Genomic DNA, 16300 nt, shown 5'->3' on the forward strand with positions numbered 1-16300 from the left:
TGGGACCGCTTAGGGTTGGGGGGGTATTTACAGGTAATTCACTTCAATGGTCCCGTTGGCCCGAAAGGCTTCCTCTCCAGTCAGAGTCAAGCTATCGGCGCGGGCAATCACGGCATTGATTTTCAAACCGGTGGTGAAGCGCGTGCTGGAAATGGGCTGTGTCATGTCCGCCGGATTACTCGGGGCATGCAGTGATAGGGCGTAGAACGCCTGGCCATTGTTGGGCGCCCAGGTTTGACCACCGTCTTCCGATTCACTGACATGCACGGCTACGTTGTCGGCCATGGGATTTTCGAATCTGATGCTGACCATGCCGATTTTTTCTTGGGCGGACGTGAGTCCCAACCCTAAGTTGTATTGGTTGATGCTGGTGCCTTGTTGATTGTCGATGAGCTTGAACGCCATGGCGGTCAGGCCGTCGCAGAGAATCTCCATTTCCAGTCGCGCATCGGCCAATATCGTCGTTCTGATCGGATCCAGGTCCTTTGCCGAGACCTTTCCGTATTCGACAAGCCCACCCGAGGACAGGCTGGGTGTGCACGCACTAGGTGTAATCAAACCCGTGACGGTCAGGTCAGTGGTAGAGGCAGCAAACGCAGGCAAAGCGTTGCCGATCAGCAGGCCAGCGATGCTGGTGCAGAATAGTTTTTTCATTGCGGGTAAAGCTCCATTGTTGGACTAGGAATACAGGGTTTACAGGGGCTTACGGGACTTGCAGGGCTTACAGGTAACGCAACTCGACGGTCACGTGCCCGTCGAGGGGGACTTCATCGGTGAGGGTCAGGCTGTCGGCGCGAGCAATGCGGGTGTTGAGCGTGATGTCCGCATCGAAGTTCGTCACCGCCATCGGCTGGGTAGGGTTGTCCACCGAGGCGACCGCGAGCAGGCTGAGATGATTCAACTGTGTGCCGACAAACCAGCTGGCGCCGCCATCCAGGGACACAATGGTGCGCACAGGCGTCGTCAGGTCTGCCACGGGGTTGCTCAACACCATGGACACACTGCCCAGGTTTTCGTTGTTGGCTGTCTTGCCCAGGCCGTGATGGTTAGGGATCACCGCTGAGCCCTCGCGGTTGTCGAGCGTGGTCAAGGCAAACAGGGTTGCGCCTTCGCACCGCACTTCCAATTGCAAGGTATTGCGCGGCAGTAGCGTATTCCGGTCCGGGTGCAGGTCGCGCTTGGTGAGTTTGCCGTGGTCGACTTTGCCCTCATCCGACAACCCTGGTGTGCAGGCATTGGGGGTAATCAAGCCGGTCACACTCAAGTCGGTATTGCTGGCCGCCAGGGCAGTGGTCGCGTTGGCCATCAGCAGGCTCGCCGCCAGGGCTGTGATGCAGTGATTCATGGGGCAAATACCTTTTCGGGTGAGTTACAGATACTTCACTTCCAGGGTCGCCGAGCCATCGATGGGCACTTCATTGCTCAGGTCCAAGTCCCGGGTGGGGGCGATGTAGGTCATGACGTGCAGTTCGGTGATCAATTCCTGGATCTGGATCGGCGCCCATGCACCACCGCTCTGGTCGCCAAAGCCGGCAAATTGCTGGGGAGGCCAGGTAGAGCCAGTGGCGTTGGTCCAGGTGTTGCCGTTGTCCATCGATGCCAGTGGCGTGATGGCTACGCTGTCGGCCACCGGGTTGAGCAGGCGAAGGTGAAAGAAGCCCAGCTTCTGGTTGCCATTGATGAGGTTGAGCCCGTAGCTCTGCCCGGAATTATCGCTGGAGGAACCTGCGCGGTTATCCACGCCCTGCAAAGCAAACAGGGTCGGCGCGTCACAGGTGACCTGAAGTTGCAGGGTTGCGTCGGTCAGCTTGGTCACTTGATCGACGCTCAAGTCTTTTGCCGACAGCTTGCCGTGCTCCACCGTGCCTGCCGACAGCAACGGCGTACAGGCGCTTGGCACAATCGTGCCGCTGACAGTCAGTTCAACACTGCTGGCGGCGAGCGCTTGCAAGGAGTTGGCAATCAAGAGTGCAGCGCAGAGCGCGGTGAGAGACGTTTTCATTTCCATATTCCAGACAATTCCATTTCGTGGCATGCCGACCGCCTGGCGAGGCTGGCGGTGGTGTATATAGCGTTGGCAGCGCGATCTTGGCTGCTCCCCGTATCGGGATGCGGCGCAATTTATCGACGGCGGCTATTGCGGGGAATACAACAATTACGACAATCGGCGTAGGCTGAGAAAGATGTCGGAAGAAGTATTTAAATATGTAGGAGAAATGGTTTTTTCGTAGTTGTTGTATCGTCAAAAAACATGCATTTAACTATTTTCATTGTGTTTTTTGCGTAGTAAGCCATTCAAATGATTCGTCGGCGTTGCGCACTCGCAAGGTGCGCCCGGTGAGGTGGCGAGCCTGTCTCTCCGTTCGTTGTACCGAGTAGTCGAGGTGAACATGCAGCCGGGTAATCCACCCGACGAGGAGGCCGATCGCGCGTCTTCGTCGTCACGCGTGGTGCCTGCGAAATGGCAAAGGTTGACGGTATTGGTGGTGGAGGATCACCCGGCCTACCGAATTTTACTCGGTTGGATCCTGCATAAGCTGGCGCTCGAGTTTGTGATGGTGGACGACGGCCAGGCGGGGTTGGCGGTCATGGAGCGCCAGCCCATCGACCTGGTGCTGACCGACTGCGAGATGCCCGTCATGGACGGCTACGCCATGACCCGGCAAGTGCGGCGCAACGAACGCCTGACCGGTACTGGGCGCGTACCGATCATTGCCTTTACGGCCACCCTTGGGCCAGAGCAGATACAGCGGTGCGTGGTAGCCGGTATGGACGCCTGGTTACTCAAGCCCGTGACCTTGGAAAAATTGCGCGACGTGCTTACCGATTGGTTGCCCCTCAGCGTCCGACTTTACCGGCCCGCGGCCGCACCGCACTGGCCGACGCGCGCGAGCCTGCTCGAAACCTTCGGCAGCGTAACGACGGTGGAACAACTGTTGCAGACCCTGGTTGGGGAAGCGCGAGTGGACCTCGCCGTGCTGACGGAAGCCCGGCGCACAAGGGATGCCTGCGCCACCGCACAGCATTTGCATCGTTTGATTGGAAGCGTTGCGTTCCTAGGCGCCGACTCCCTGGAAACCCGAGGTGCACGAATGATTGATGCGGTGGCGCGAGAAGGGGTGGCGCGACACGCACGCTCACTCGGTGTGCTGCTCAAGGACATTCACAGCTACGTGAGGTACTTGTCTTCGCTTTAGATTTGCAGGACATTTCTGACCTTTATGTAGTCTTTAAGAGTAGGCAAGTTCTGTTTGTTTTGTAGGCATTAGCCTGAGGCTCATTGATTGCTGGACCTTGCTGGAAAACGACGGCCAGCGGCGGTTGTGGCTGAAAGCCACTAGCGGTAACGTGCGGCAACTCAACTGGCAATCCAGGTGGTTCCCATGCTCCGTGTAATTATCGCTGACGATCATCCTATTGTGCGGGTCGGGCAGAAAGTGGTGATCGAGGCCAATGGCAAATGCAAGGTAGTGGGCGAGGCAGATGGCCCCGATCAACTGTTGGAATTGGTGGCGAATCAACCCTGCGATGTGCTGGTCACCGACTTCGCCATGCCGGGCAATCAACAGGCCGATGGTTATGGGTTGCTGGGCCTGCTGAATCGTCAATATCCCCAGGTGCCGGTGATTCTGGTCACCATGTTTGCCAACGTGGCCACCCTGAGGGCGTCGTTTGCCCACGGCGCCAGGGCCATCGTGGCCAAAAGTGCGTCGGCCCGGGAGTTGCCGCAAGCCATCAAGGCGGTGTGTGGCGGCCAGACGTTTGTCAGCGAGTGCCTGCGCCAGCAAATGGTTGAAACCGGCAGCCATGATCAGCAAGCCGAGCCGCAGTTGTCTGGCAAGGAGCGCGAAGTGGTACGCATGCTCGCCAGCGGGATGACCGTCAGCCAGATCGCAGCCCGAGTCAACCGCAGCATCTCGACCATCAGCAAACAGAAAAGCACGGCGATGAACCGGTTGTGCATCTCCACCGATGTGGATTTGTTTGCTTATGCGCGCAGCAATGGCATGGTGCCTTAAGCTCGGGTATTAGCGTGGCGAATGTCAGTAGCCATGGCCGCGCGGGTAGCTTATCGTGCGCCTACTCTTTTCGACACCCGCGGAGCCTGCCCATGCGTGATGCCCATAACGCCCTGATCACCGAGTTCTACAGCGCCTTCCAGCGCCTGGACGCCGAGGCCATGGCCGCCTGCTACACCGACGATGTGGTGTTCAGCGACCCTGCGTTTGGCGAACTGCACGGCCGTGATGCCGGGGACATGTGGCGCATGCTGACCACGCGGGCCAAGGACTTTTCCCTGACCTTCGACAATGTGCGTAGCGACGAGCGCAGTGGCAGTGCCCATTGGGTGGCGACGTACCTGTTCAGCGCCACCGGCAACACGGTGGTCAACGATATCCAGGCGCGCTTTGTGTTTCGCGACGGCAAGATCTGCGAACACCACGACAGCTTTGATCTGTGGCGTTGGTCGCGGCAGGCGCTGGGCACCAAGGGCTTGCTGTTGGGTTGGACGCCGCTGGTAAAAAACGCCGTACGTGCCCAGGCGTTGCGTGGTTTGAAGGCATTCCAGGCCAGTCGTTGATAAGCTTGGCGCTCTTCTGTATTAGCCGAATCTACCTGTGACTGATCCTTCTGAACCCAAACCCTGGTTCGTCTACCTGGTACGCGCTGCCAATGGCTCGCTGTACTGCGGCATCAGCAATGACCCGGTGCGCCGCTTTGCTTCTCACCAGAGCGGCAAGGGCGCGCGGTTTTTCCTGTCGAGCCCGGCGGTAGCGCTGGTGTACACCGAGCAATGCGCGAGCAAGGGGGAGGCGTTGCGTCAGGAACGGCTGATCAAGAAGTTGAAGAAGAGCGCCAAGGAGTGTCTGGCGGCGAGCGGCTCATTGATTTGACTGATGGGTTCCCATCGTCCCCAATCGCGTGGTTGCAGGCTAAGCTGGCGGTTCACTTCTCAAGCGGAGCCTGGCATGTCTGAGTTAATCCTCCACCATTACCCGCAGTCCCCCTTTGCTGAAAAAGCCCGCCTGTTGCTGGGCTTCAAGGGTTTGTCCTGGCGCTCGGTGCACATCTCACCGGTGATGCCCAAGCCGGACCTCACCGCCCTGACCGGCGGTTATCGCAAAACGCCGGTGTTGCAAGTCGGCGCGGATATCTACTGCGACACCGCATTGATCGCGCGACGCCTGGAGCAGGAAAAATCCGCGCCGGCGCTGTTTCCCCAAGGCCTGGAACTGGTCACCCAAGCCTTCGCCGCCTGGGCCGACTCGGTGGTGTTTTCCCATGCGGTGGCGCTGGTGTTCCAGCCCGAATCCCTGGCGGTTAAATTTGCCAAGGTGCCACCGGAAATGATCCAGGTGCTTGTTGCTGACCGCAGTAAACTGTTCAGCGGCGGCACCGCAACCCGTGTGCAATTGGACCAGGCCAAGCACCAGTGGCCGACGATCATCCATCGCATCAATCAGCAATTGCAGCACTCGGCGGGGGGGGGCCTGTTCGGCGAGCCGTCGATTGCCGACTTTGCCCTGGCTCACCCCCTGTGGTTCCTCAAAGGCTCTTCTGTGACGTCGCCGTTGGTGGACGCCTATCCTGCCGTCGCCGCTTGGCTGGATCGCGTGCTGGGCTTCGGCCACGGTACAGCCACCCAGATGAGCGCCGAGCAGGCCCTGGACGTATCGCGCAATGCGGCACCGGCTGTTCTGCCTGAAGAAGTCTTTGAGGACTTGAACGGCTTCAAGGCCGGCCAGCAGGTGACCATTTGCGCGACCGACTACGGCACCGACCCGGTCGCGGGCGAACTGCTGTTTGCCGGGCGCGAAGAGCTGATCCTGCGCCGCACCGATGAGCGTGCCGGCATCGTGCATGTGCATTTCCCACGCATGGGGTTTCGCATCCAGGCGCAATAAACAAAAATATTTGCAAATAAAGGTGAGGTAAATCCACGGCCCATCCGTGTAGTGCTTGAAACTGCGATCTATTCGCATTAACAGCGTTTTCTACACGGGTTCTCACAGCATGAAGTCGACGGCGGGTGGTTGGGTTAAACAGTGGCTGGGAGCCTCGGTACTGGCGGTGTCGGGGCTGGCGTTGCTGCCCCTGAGCATTGCGCAGGCGCAGGAGCAGCAAAGCGCCCAGTTCAACTTTGCCCTGGCGGCCAAACCGTTGCCCCAGGCCTTGAGCGACTTCAGCCGGGTCACCGGCATCAGCGTGATCTACACCGATGAAGCGCCCTACGGCCTCAGCGCCCCGGCAGTCAGCGGGCAGATGAGTGCAAACCAGGCGCTGCAACGCCTGCTGGGCAACAGCGGCTTCACCTTCCGCCAGATCGACGCACGTACCTTGGCCCTGGAACCGGTGCCGACCGAAGGCGCGGTCAACCTCGGCGCCACCACCATCAGCGGCGTCGGCCAGGCCCAGGACAGCACCAGCTACCAGCCGCCGCCCACCAGTTCGGTGATGCGCTCCCACGCGCTGCTGCTGGAAACCCCGCAGACCGTCAACGTGGTGCCCGCCCAAGTGCTGCGCGACCAAACCCCGCGCAATCTGGATGACGCGCTGCGTAATATCAGCGGCATCACCCAGGCCAACACCTTGGCCAGCACCCAGGACGCGGTAATGCTGCGCGGCTTTGGTGATAACCGTAACGGCTCGATCATGCGCGATGGCATGCCCATCGTGCAGGGGCGTGCATTGAATGCCACGGCGGAGCGTGTCGAAGTGCTCAAGGGCCCGTCGTCGCTGCTGTACGGCATCCAGGACCCTGGCGGCGTGGTGAACATCGTCAGCAAAAAGCCCGAGCTGGTGCAGTCCACCGCCCTGACCGTGCGCGGCTCCACCTTCGGCGACGGCAAGAACGGCAGCGGCGGCAGCCTCGACACCACCGGCCCGATTGGCGACAGTGGCCTGGCGTATCGGCTGATCGTCGACCATGAAGACGAAGACTACTGGCGTAACTTCGGCACGCACCGTGAGAGCCTGATCGCGCCGTCCCTGGCCTGGTACGGCGACAGCACCAAGTTGCTGTTTGCCTACGAACACCGCGAATTTCTCACCCCGTTCGACCGTGGCACCGCCATCGACAAGTCCAACCACCCATTGGATATCCCGGCCACTCGGCGTCTGGATGAACCCTTCAACAACATGGAAGGCCGTTCCGACCTGTATCGCTTCGAAGCCGATCACGACCTGAACGATGACTGGAAAGCCCACTTCGGCTACAGCTGGAACCGCGAGACCTATGACGCCAGCCAAGTGCGCGTCAGCGCGGTAAACACTAACGGCACCCTGACTCGCAAGATGGACGGCACCAAGGGGGCGATCACTACGGACCGTTTCGCCACGGCGAGCCTGGAAGGCAAGGTCAATGTGTTCGGCCTGCAGAATGATGTGGTGTTCGGCCTGGATGACGAGTACCGCAAGATCTACCGCGCCGACCTGATCCGCCAGAACTCACGCGGCACGTTCAACTACAACAATCCGGTGTACGGCAATGAAGTCGCGGGCACCAACGTCAGCCCCGCTGACAGCGCCCAGACCGACCTGCTGCGCAGTGATTCGCTGTTCTTCCAGGATGCCCTCCACCTGAACGAGCAGTGGATTTTCGTCGCCGGCGCGCGCTATCAGATGTATGACCAATACGCCGGCAAAGGCGTGCCGTTCAAGGCCAACACCAACGGCAACGGCCAGGCCTGGGTGCCGCGTGCGGGCCTGGTGTATCGCTACACCGATGAACTGTCGTTCTACGGCAGCTACACCGAATCGTTCAAACCCAACTCCACCATCGCCGCCTTGGCCGACGGTAGCACCTTGACCGGTGACCTCACGCCCGAGGAATCCAAGTCCTGGGAACTGGGGGCCAAGCTCGACATTCCGGGACGTATCACCGCCAGCGCCGCGTTGTTCAATATCGACAAACGCAATGTACTGGTCTCCGTCGGCTCCGGTGCCAATACCGTCTACAGCATTGCCGGCCAGGTGCGTTCCCGTGGCCTGGAACTGGACGCCACCGGCCAGTTGACCGACAAGGTCAGCCTGATCGGCAGCTATGCCTACACCGATGCGCTGGACGTCAAGGACAAGGACCCGACCCTGGAAGGCAACCGCCTGCAAAACGTCGCTAAGCACACCGGCTCGCTGGCGGTGGCTTATGACTTCGGCAACATCTTTGGTGGCGACCAGTTGCGGGTGGGCACCGGTGCGCGTTACGTCGGTGAACGCGCAGGCGATGCGGCCAACGATTTCACCTTGCCGGGGTACACCGTGGCGGATGCGTTCGCGACCTACGACACCAAGATCGATGGGCAAAAGGTCAAGTTCCAGCTCAACGTGAAGAACATGTTCGACCGCGTCTACTACACCTCGGCGGCCAGCCGCTTGTTTGTGTCCATGGGCGATGCGCGACAGGTGTCGGTGTCCAGCACCCTGGAGTTCTAAAGGGTTTGTGGTAGCGTTGCCGCCACTGATGTCTTGGCGGAAACGATACTGATGCATTTTGGACGATGGCTACATCTGCTGTGCTTGAGCGTTTTGCTGGGTGGTTGCGCGAGTGTTTCACCGACTTCCACCCCGGCAAGCCTGGAGCAACTCCTGGCTGACCCGGCCCTCAACGGCGCCACGGTTTCCCTGATGGTGCGTGATGCCCGTAGCGGTAGCACGCTCTATCAACACAACCCGCGAACCCGCCTGATTCCCGCCTCCAATCTCAAGTTGCTCACCACCGCCGCGGCGATGGATGTACTAGGGCCGCAATACCGCTTCTCCACACAACTGCTGAGCAACGGCACGCAGCAGGGCGAGCGCCTTACCGGCAACTTGTATCTAAAAGGGTTAGGCGATCCAACCACGCAGTTCGCCGATTACCAGGCATTGGCGGCACAGCTTGCGGGCCAGGGCGTGCGCCAGGTCCAGGGCGACTTGGTATTTGACGATACCTTTTTCGACGCCGAACGCCTGGGCGTGGACTGGGCACACGACGATGAAAGCACCTACTACGGCGCGCAGATTTCCGCGCTGACCGTATCGCCCAACACGGATTTTGATGCGGGCACGCTACTGGTCACGGCAAAGGCGCCCGCCATGGTTGGCCAACCGGTCAGCGTGGTGGTGAGCCCTTCAACCGACTACGTACAGCTGAGCAACCGTGCAGTCAGCGGCCCTGGCAACAATTACGGGATCACTCGCCAGCACGGCACCAATCTGCTGCAACTCACCGGCGCATTGGCGCCCGGCAAGCAAAGCCGGCAATGGGTGAGTGTGTGGGAGCCTACGCAACTGGTGGCCAATCTGTTTGAACAGGCGCTGGTGCAGCAGGGCATTCAGGTGCTGGGGAGGCGCGTGATCGGCGGCGTAACCCCGGTAACAGCCAGGGTGTTGGCCGAGCACCAATCGGCGCCTTTGCAGGCACTGATCACGCCGCTGCTCAAGCTGTCGAACAACAACATGTCCGAAGCCTTGCTCAAGGCCATGGGGCGTAAAGTGTCGAATGCAGGCACCGCGCAGGCGGGTGTCGCGGCAGTGGCGGACTTCATGCGCCGCCAGGGTCTGGACCCGATGACGCTGAGCCAGGTCGATGGTTCGGGCTTGTCGCGGCGCAATCTGGTCTCGTCGCAGAACCTCACCGATCTGCTGCTGGCGACGGCCAAGCAGCCTTGGTTCGACGCTTGGTACAGCGCCTTGCCGATCGCTGGAAACTCCGATCGCATGAGCGGCGGCAGCTTGCGTTATCGCTTGCGCGGGACGGCGGCGGAAAACAACCTGCACGCCAAGACCGGCTCCATGGCCGGTGTGTCTTCGTTGAGCGGCTACATCACCGACGCCCAGGGCCGGCGCCTGGTGTTTTCAATGATCAGCAACAACTACCTGAGCACCGCCGCACCGATCCGCGCCCTGGAAAACCGCGTGGTGCTGGCCCTGGTGCAGTGGCACGACTAATTCAGGGCTGATAGCCCATGCGCCAACTCACGGCCCGGGTCGCCGCCAGCAAGTGCTGCGCCGCCGGGCCGTCTTCGTCGGCGTGGAATAACGAGGTGGGGCCGACCACGGTCATCACCGCTGCCACTTGCCCGATGGCGTTGAAGACAGGCGCAGATAACGCATCGACGCCGGGCATCAACAAACCATGCACAAAATGCAGGCCACGGTGGCGGATCTGTTCGCAGGCGGTGGCGTAGGCCTGGTCATCTGCCAGGGCATGGGCGATACCAGCCTGGATTTCGCGTTCACGCAGCTCCACGGTTTCCCGCGACGGTAGAAAGGCGCTGAACACCAACCCGGTGGACGAACTGAGCAGCGGCAGCACCGAACCCAATTGCGTCACCACGGTGACGGCACGCACGGCGGGTTCGATCTGCACCACGGTCGCGCCCTGGTTGCCCCATACCGCCAGGAAGCAGGTTTCGTTCAACTCATCGCGCAGCTCCGCCAGGGGCATCGCGCCCACTTTCAAAACATCCATGCTGCCAAGCGCCGCCAGGCCCACGCGCAAGGCTTCGCGGCCCAGCCCGTAGTGGTTGGTGGCGGTGTTCTGTTCGGCGAAACCCGAGGCGATCAGCGCCTGCAGGTAGCGGTGCACCTTGCTCGCCGGCATCTGCACGTGTTCGGCCAGACGCGACAGCGACGTCGCCGGCGACAGTTCGGCCAGGGCCTTGAGGATATCGGTGCCCACTTCGGCCGAGCGGACTTTCTGTTTACCGGTGTCGCGGGGCTTTTCCATGGAGGGGCGAGAATCCGAGAGATGAATGGGCGTCTTTATAGCTTGACGGTCGATAGTGATCAAATTACGTTATGCGTAACTGGATTACGATAAAAACAACTTCCGCACAGAGGACGATCCATGAACCTCGAATACCTGTCGGGCTTCGGCAATGAATTCGCCAGCGAAGCCTTGCCCGGCGCACTGCCGGTCGGCCAGAACTCCCCGCAAAAAGCGCCCTATGGGCTGTACACCGAACTGTTCTCCGGCACGGCGTTCACCATGGTGCGCAGTGAAGCCCGGCGCACCTGGCTGTACCGCATTCAGCCGTCGGCCAATCATCCTGCTTTCATCAAATTGGAGCGGCAATTGGCCGGCGGGCCGTTGGGGGAGGTGACGCCCAATCGCTTACGCTGGAATCCGTTGGATTTGCCGAGCGAACCGACGGATTTCATTGATGGGCTGGTAGGCATGGTCGCCAATTCGGCGGCGCAAAAGCCTTCAGGCATCAGCGTCTACAACTACCGCGCCAACCGTTCCATGGAGCGTGTGTTCTTCAACGCTGATGGCGAACTGTTGATCGTCCCCGAGCAAGGCCGCCTGCGCATCGCCACCGAATTGGGCGTGCTGGAAGTGGAACCGCTGGAAATCGTCGTGCTGCCGCGCGGCCTCAAATTCCGCGTCGAGCTGCTGGATGCGCAAGCACGCGGTTACGTCGCCGAGAACCATGGCGCGCCACTGCGCCTGCCGGACCTGGGGCCCATCGGCAGCAATGGCCTGGCCAATCCGCGTGATTTCCTGACGCCGGTCGCCCACTACGAAGACGTGAAGAAACCGACAACACTGGTGCAGAAATTCCTCGGCGAGCTCTGGGCCTGCGAGCTGGACCATTCGCCCCTCAACGTAGTCGCCTGGCACGGCAACAACGTGCCGTACAAATACGACCTGCGCCGTTTCAACACTATCGGCACCGTGAGTTTCGATCACCCGGACCCGTCGATCTTCACCGTCCTGACCTCGCCTACCAGCACCCACGGCCTGGCCAACCTCGACTTCGTGATCTTCCCGCCGCGTTGGATGGTGGCCGAGAACACCTTCCGTCCGCCGTGGTTCCACCGCAACCTGATGAACGAATACATGGGCCTGATCCAGGGCGCCTACGACGCCAAGGCCGAAGGCTTCCTGCCCGGCGGCGCGTCGCTGCACAGCTGCATGAGTGCCCACGGCCCGGACGGCGAGACCTGTACCAAGGCCATCAACGTGGAGCTGGCACCGCACAAGATCGACAACACCATGGCCTTCATGTTCGAGACCAGCCAAGTGCTGCGTCCCACCCAGTTCGCCCTGGACTGCCCGCAACTGCAAACCACTTATGACGCGTGCTGGGCCTCGCTGCCCGCCACCTTCAACCCGAACCGGAGATAACCCATGACTCAGTCCACACTTACCCGTAGCTGGGTGGCCTCCGCCAATGGTCACAGCGATTTTCCCCTGCAGAACCTGCCGTTGGGCGTGTTCAGCATCAATGGCTCGGCCCCGCGCGCGGGCGTGGCGATTGGTGATTCGATCCTGGATCTGCACGCCGCCATTGATGAGTTCGACGGTGAAGCCCGTCGCGCCGTCGAAGCGACTGTCGGTGGTCAACTAAACGCTTTCTTTGAACTGGGTCGCGGCCCGCGCGTGGCCTTGCGCGAGCGCCTGCTGGAACTGCTGGCCGAAGGCAGCAAGCTGCACACCCGTGAAGCGCAGGTGCTGCACCGCGCCGCCGATTGCCAAATGCATGTACCGGCGCGGATCAATGACTACACCGACTTCTACGTCGGCATCGAGCACGCGCAAAACGTCGGCAAACTGTTCCGTCCTGATAACCCGCTACTGCCCAACTACAAGTACGTGCCGATTGGTTACCACGGTCGGGCTTCGACCATTCGCGCGTCGGGCACCGATGTACGCCGCCCCAAGGGCCAGACCCTGCCGGCCGGGCAGACCGAACCTACTTTCGGTCCGTGTGCACGCTTGGACTATGAACTGGAGCTGGGCATCTGGATCGGCCAGGGCAACGAGATGGGCGATTCGATTGCCATTGGTGACGCGGCCGATCACATCGCCGGTTTCTGCCTGCTCAATGACTGGTCGGCACGGGATATCCAGGCCTGGGAATACCAGCCGTTGGGGCCGTTCCTGTCGAAAAGCTTCATCACCACCATCTCGCCTTGGGTCGTCACGGCTGAAGCCCTGGAACCGTTCCGCAAAGCGCAACCGGCGCGCCCTGAAGGCGACCCGCAACCACTGTCGTACCTGCTGGATAAACGTGACCAGGCCGCAGGTGCCCTGGATATCGAGCTGGAAGTACTGCTCACCACTGCCACCATGCGCGAGCAGAACCTGCCGGCCCATCGTCTGGCCCTGAGCAACAGCCTGCATATGTACTGGACGGTTGCGCAATTGGTGGCGCACCACAGCGTTAACGGTTGCCAATTGCAGGCAGGCGATCTGTTCGGTTCGGGGACGTTGTCCGGCCCGCAAACCGGCCAATTCGGCAGCCTGCTGGAAATGACTGAAGGCGGCAAAAAAGCCGTTGAATTGCCGTCCGGCGAAGTGCGCAAGTTCCTTGAAGACGGCGACGAAATCATCCTGCGTGCGCGCTGCAACCGTGAGGGGTTTACCTCCATCGGTTTCGGCGAATGCCGTGGCACCGTGATCGCAGCGCGCTAGGAGGGCAGGGCAATGGAACTCTACACCTACTACCGTTCCACTTCGTCGTACCGGGTGCGCATTGCCCTGGCGCTCAAGGGCCTGGATTTTACCGCGGTGCCGGTCAACCTGCTGGTGCCGGCGGGCGGCGCCAACCGCCAGCCTGAATACCTGGCGATCAACCCGCAAGGTCGCGTCCCGGCCTTGCGTACCGATGAGGGCGAACTGTTGATTCAGTCGCCGGCGATCATCGAATACCTGGATGAACGTTATCCACAGGCGCCGCTGCTCTCCAAGGACCTGGCGACCCGCGCCCATGAGCGCGCGGTGGCCTCGATCATCGGTTGCGACATCCATCCGCTGCATAACTCCAGCACCCAGAACCTGCTGCGCCAATGGGGGCATGACGAGGCGCAACTGTTGGAATGGATCGGTCACTGGATCAGCCAGGGCTTGGGCGCGGTGGAGCAGTTGATCGGCGACCAAGGGTTTTGCTTCGGCGAGCAGCCGGGGTTGGCCGACACCTTCCTGATTCCGCAACTGTATGCGGCCGAGCGCTTCAAGGTGCCGCTGGCGGCGTACCCGCGCATTGGGCGGGTGGCGGCGTTGGCGGCGCAGCATCCGGCCTTTGTGCAGGCACATCCCGCCAACCAGCCAGATACACCTGCCGCCTGACGCTTGCTGTTGCATAACAATAAAAAAACAGGTACTTGCGATGCACAATCAAATTGCCAGCTTTCGTGCGGCACTCGACGCCCGTCCGGTGTCGCGTTATCAGTGGTTGATACTCCTGTTGCTGGCGCTGCTGCTGGTGACCGATGGCTATGACGCCCAGGTGCTGGGTTACGTAGTGCCGGCGCTGGCCCAGGATTGGGGGCTGGAGAAGGCTGCATTCGGCCCGGTATTCAGCGCCAACCTGCTGGGGCTGACTTTGGGGTCGTTGCTGGTGACGCCGCTGGCGGATCGGTTCGGCGTGCGTCGCATCCTGCTTGGCTGTGTACTGATCTACGCCACGCTTACGGTGCTGATGGTCTTTGCCAATTCGCTGAACACGCTGATGGCCGCCCGGTTTATCTGCGGCATCGGCATGGGCGGCGCGATGCCCAGCGCGATGGCGTTGATGTCGGAGTACTCGCCGCCGCGCCTGCGCACGTTGATGGTGACGTTGGCGGCGTGTGGCTTCTCGTTCGGTGGCGCAGCGGGCGGGTTTGTAGCGGCGGGGTTTATCGAAGGCTTCGGCTGGCAGGCGGTGTTCCTGGCGGGTGGCGTGACGCCGTTGCTGTTGTTCCCGTTTCTGGTGTGGCTGCTGCCGGAGTCCTTGCCGCGTTTGCTGCGTGATGCACCGCCCTATGCGCGGCTGCAGAGCGTAACGTCACGCATGCTGCCGGACTGGCAACCGCCGCCGGCGACCGAGGCGGAAAACCAGCAGGAGCAGGGCACCAAGCTGACGGTGGTGGAGCTGTTTCGCAACGGCTACGCGCGCCCGACGCTGCTGATCTGGGCGACCTTTTTTGTCAGCCTGATCCTGCTGTATTTCATGATCAGCTGGTTGCCGTCGCTGTTGCTGGAAAGTGGCTTGGCGTTGAAAGAAGCCAACCTGGTGACCTCGATGTTCCTGTTTGCCGGCACCTTGGGCGCCATCGGCATGGCCTGGTTTGCCGACCGCTTGAAAAGCAAAGTGCGGCTGTTGTCCGGCGTGCTGGCAGCGGCTGCGGTATGCACCCTTCTGCTCGGCCTGAATCATGACAACCCGCGTTACCTGGTGGCCTGCGTATTTGCGGCCGGGTTTTGCATCATCGGTGGCCAACTGACCCTCAATGCCTTCGCCAGTAACTTCTACCCGGCACACGTGCGCGCCACCGGAACGGGCTGGGCGCTGGGCGTGGGGCGTTTTGGTTCAATCCTGGGGCCGTTGTTTGGCAGTATGTTGCTGGCGATGCATATTCCGGTGCAGCAGATTTTCTTTTTCTGTGCGATACCGGCGGTGATGGCGGCGTTGTTGATCATTCAGGTGCGTTCGCCTGGAACCGAGGTGCCGAAGAGTCCGCTGCCGGGCGATGTCCTCAAGGCGCCGCAGGCTTAATGCACCACTGAATTGGGTGGCAGGTGGCCCAGGCGCTCGGTCAGGCGCAGGCGTTGGATCGGGTCTTCGCTGAGCATCAGCGCGTGTTCCAGGTCGAAGCGTTCGGCGTTGGGGCAGTCCAGGCGCTGATACAGGCTGGCCCGTGCCAGGTAATCGGCGGCGCTGGCGTTGCCCAATTCCAGCACGCGTTCGGCGTCGATCAAGGCCTGGAGCGGGTCGTCGTTGGAAAGGTGCAGTTGGCGCAGGTTGCGTGACAACCGTTGCAGGATCGAACGCGGGTCGGCTGTGTGGAGGTGATCGGCCTGCAACTTGAGGTTGGGGCCGTATTGACGTTGCAACAGGTCGCGGCAGTCGTTGGGATACAGGCGCCGGCCGCCGCAGGGATCCAGCAGGTGATCGGCGCCGGGGACTCTTAAAAGGAAATGGCCGGGGAAATTCACGCCGACCATCGGGATCTCCAGGCGGCGCGCCAGCTCAAGGGCGATCAGGCCCATGGCCAGGGGTTGCCCGCGTTTGCGTTGCAAGACCTTGTCCAGCAGGGCGGCGGCGGGGCGCAAGGGCGTGAATTCATCCTGGGCAAATCCCAGGTCATTCAAGCGCCGCAACAGCGGCTGGCCCAGTTCATCCGCCGGTAACAGCGGCATGCCCAGGCTCACCTGTTGTTGCAGCAAGGTCAGTTCCTGCAGGATCTGCAAGGGCTTCACGGCCGGATCATGCTCGGCAGCAATCCACAACGCCGCTTCAAACAGCGCGGGTGGGGAGCGTTCCAGGCAGGCGAAAAAGGCTTTGCGGGGATTCATTGCATTCTCCGGCAGATGCCCCGTTTTAGCCTT

At 61.2% G+C, this 16300-nt stretch carries 16 protein-coding genes; 11 read left to right on the forward strand and 5 right to left on the reverse strand.

The features are described from left to right. Positions 1-27: 27 nt before the first annotated feature. The 3 genes from CI807_RS11945 to CI807_RS11955 all read right to left on the reverse strand — a co-directional run bounded on the left by CI807_RS11945 (position 28) and on the right by CI807_RS11955 (position 2002). Entirely contained in the window at positions 28-654 is a 627-nt protein-coding gene (locus tag CI807_RS11945) for a DUF1120 domain-containing protein (RefSeq protein WP_095014793.1), read from the reverse strand. A 67-nt stretch (positions 655-721) separates the two neighbouring features. Then, positions 722-1345: a DUF1120 domain-containing protein gene (locus CI807_RS11950; RefSeq protein ID WP_095014794.1), complete on the reverse strand. Its 624-nt coding sequence runs from the start codon at positions 1343-1345 to the stop codon at positions 722-724. A gap of 24 nt (positions 1346-1369) precedes the next feature. Next, positions 1370-2002, reverse strand: a complete 633-nt coding sequence (locus CI807_RS11955; protein WP_177409574.1) for a DUF1120 domain-containing protein — start codon at positions 2000-2002, stop codon at positions 1370-1372. 388 nt (positions 2003-2390) lie between these two features. On the opposite strand from CI807_RS11955, the gene CI807_RS11960 reads away from it, so the two are divergent. The 7 genes from CI807_RS11960 to dacB all read left to right on the forward strand — a co-directional run bounded on the left by CI807_RS11960 (position 2391) and on the right by dacB (position 9930). Next, the gene (locus CI807_RS11960; RefSeq protein WP_095014796.1) at positions 2391-3197 is read left to right on the forward strand and encodes a response regulator; all 807 of its coding nucleotides are present in this window, start codon (positions 2391-2393) and stop codon (positions 3195-3197) included. Positions 3198-3383: 186 nt separating this feature from the next. After that, positions 3384-4019, forward strand: coding sequence for a response regulator transcription factor (locus CI807_RS11965; protein ID WP_095014797.1), 636 nt, complete (start codon positions 3384-3386; stop codon positions 4017-4019). Between the two features lie 92 nt (positions 4020-4111). Continuing rightward, entirely contained in the window at positions 4112-4582 is a 471-nt protein-coding gene (locus tag CI807_RS11970; protein ID WP_095014798.1) for a nuclear transport factor 2 family protein, read from the forward strand. 37 nt (positions 4583-4619) lie between these two features. Continuing rightward, complete coding sequence (locus CI807_RS11975; RefSeq protein WP_016978233.1) at positions 4620-4895, forward strand: GIY-YIG nuclease family protein; 276 nt, start codon at positions 4620-4622, stop codon at positions 4893-4895. Between the two features lie 75 nt (positions 4896-4970). Continuing rightward, a complete protein-coding gene (locus CI807_RS11980) occupies positions 4971-5906 on the forward strand; it encodes a glutathione S-transferase family protein (protein ID WP_095014799.1) in 936 nt (311 codons plus the stop codon). Between the two features lie 109 nt (positions 5907-6015). Beyond that, positions 6016-8433 carry a TonB-dependent receptor gene (locus tag CI807_RS11985; protein WP_095014800.1) on the forward strand — a complete coding sequence of 806 codons (2418 nt, stop codon included), beginning with the start codon at positions 6016-6018 and terminating at the stop codon, positions 8431-8433. Between the two features lie 51 nt (positions 8434-8484). Next, entirely contained in the window at positions 8485-9930 is a 1446-nt protein-coding gene (gene dacB, locus CI807_RS11990) for a D-alanyl-D-alanine carboxypeptidase/D-alanyl-D-alanine-endopeptidase (RefSeq protein WP_095014801.1), read from the forward strand. Between the two features lies 1 nt (position 9931). Here dacB and CI807_RS11995 read toward each other — a convergent pair whose 3' ends face one another. Beyond that, positions 9932-10711, reverse strand: a complete 780-nt coding sequence (locus CI807_RS11995) for an IclR family transcriptional regulator (protein WP_095014802.1) — start codon at positions 10709-10711, stop codon at positions 9932-9934. Between the two features lie 120 nt (positions 10712-10831). Here CI807_RS11995 and hmgA point away from each other — a divergent pair, with 120 nt between their 5' ends. The 4 genes from hmgA to CI807_RS12015 are packed head-to-tail and all read left to right on the forward strand — an operon-like array spanning position 10832 to position 15467. Next, complete coding sequence (gene hmgA, locus CI807_RS12000) at positions 10832-12115, forward strand: homogentisate 1,2-dioxygenase (RefSeq protein WP_095014803.1); 1284 nt, start codon at positions 10832-10834, stop codon at positions 12113-12115. A 3-nt stretch (positions 12116-12118) separates the two neighbouring features. Further along, a complete protein-coding gene (fahA, locus tag CI807_RS12005) occupies positions 12119-13405 on the forward strand; it encodes a fumarylacetoacetase (protein ID WP_095014804.1) in 1287 nt (428 codons plus the stop codon). Between the two features lie 12 nt (positions 13406-13417). After that, a complete protein-coding gene (gene maiA, locus CI807_RS12010) occupies positions 13418-14059 on the forward strand; it encodes a maleylacetoacetate isomerase (RefSeq protein WP_095014805.1) in 642 nt (213 codons plus the stop codon). A 40-nt stretch (positions 14060-14099) separates the two neighbouring features. Next, positions 14100-15467 (forward strand): aromatic acid/H+ symport family MFS transporter, encoded by a 1368-nt coding sequence (locus tag CI807_RS12015; protein ID WP_095014806.1) that lies wholly within the window; start codon positions 14100-14102, stop codon positions 15465-15467. Here CI807_RS12015 and CI807_RS12020 read toward each other — a convergent pair. After that, positions 15464-16267 (reverse strand): SirB1 family protein, encoded by an 804-nt coding sequence (locus tag CI807_RS12020; protein WP_095014807.1) that lies wholly within the window; start codon positions 16265-16267, stop codon positions 15464-15466. The two genes, CI807_RS12015 and CI807_RS12020, sit on opposite strands and share 4 nt — an antisense overlap. Positions 16268-16300: the final 33 nt, after the last annotated feature.

It is taken from the genome of Pseudomonas sp. NS1(2017), assembly GCF_002269425.1.
Taxonomy (GTDB): domain Bacteria; phylum Pseudomonadota; class Gammaproteobacteria; order Pseudomonadales; family Pseudomonadaceae; genus Aquipseudomonas; species Aquipseudomonas reactans.

What these genes read in the sequence shown, in the direction of transcription:
- CI807_RS11945 (WP_095014793.1), bottom strand. Translation starts at nt 654, where the DNA reads ATGAAAAAACTATTCTGCACCAGCATCGCTGGCCTGCTGATCGGCAAC.
- CI807_RS11950 (WP_095014794.1), bottom strand. Translation starts at nt 1,345, where the DNA reads ATGAATCACTGCATCACAGCCCTGGCGGCGAGCCTGCTGATGGCCAAC.
- CI807_RS11955 (WP_177409574.1), bottom strand. Translation starts at nt 2,002, where the DNA reads ATGAAAACGTCTCTCACCGCGCTCTGCGCTGCACTCTTGATTGCCAAC.
- CI807_RS11960 (WP_095014796.1), top strand. Translation starts at nt 2,391, where the DNA reads ATGCAGCCGGGTAATCCACCCGACGAGGAGGCCGATCGCGCGTCTTCG.
- CI807_RS11965 (WP_095014797.1), top strand. Translation starts at nt 3,384, where the DNA reads ATGCTCCGTGTAATTATCGCTGACGATCATCCTATTGTGCGGGTCGGG.
- CI807_RS11970 (WP_095014798.1), top strand. Translation starts at nt 4,112, where the DNA reads ATGCGTGATGCCCATAACGCCCTGATCACCGAGTTCTACAGCGCCTTC.
- CI807_RS11980 (WP_095014799.1), top strand. Translation starts at nt 4,971, where the DNA reads ATGTCTGAGTTAATCCTCCACCATTACCCGCAGTCCCCCTTTGCTGAA.
- CI807_RS11985 (WP_095014800.1), top strand. Translation starts at nt 6,016, where the DNA reads ATGAAGTCGACGGCGGGTGGTTGGGTTAAACAGTGGCTGGGAGCCTCG.
- dacB (WP_095014801.1), top strand. Translation starts at nt 8,485, where the DNA reads ATGCATTTTGGACGATGGCTACATCTGCTGTGCTTGAGCGTTTTGCTG.
- CI807_RS11995 (WP_095014802.1), bottom strand. Translation starts at nt 10,711, where the DNA reads ATGGAAAAGCCCCGCGACACCGGTAAACAGAAAGTCCGCTCGGCCGAA.
- hmgA (WP_095014803.1), top strand. Translation starts at nt 10,832, where the DNA reads ATGAACCTCGAATACCTGTCGGGCTTCGGCAATGAATTCGCCAGCGAA.
- fahA (WP_095014804.1), top strand. Translation starts at nt 12,119, where the DNA reads ATGACTCAGTCCACACTTACCCGTAGCTGGGTGGCCTCCGCCAATGGT.
- maiA (WP_095014805.1), top strand. Translation starts at nt 13,418, where the DNA reads ATGGAACTCTACACCTACTACCGTTCCACTTCGTCGTACCGGGTGCGC.
- CI807_RS12015 (WP_095014806.1), top strand. Translation starts at nt 14,100, where the DNA reads ATGCACAATCAAATTGCCAGCTTTCGTGCGGCACTCGACGCCCGTCCG.
- CI807_RS12020 (WP_095014807.1), bottom strand. Translation starts at nt 16,267, where the DNA reads ATGAATCCCCGCAAAGCCTTTTTCGCCTGCCTGGAACGCTCCCCACCC.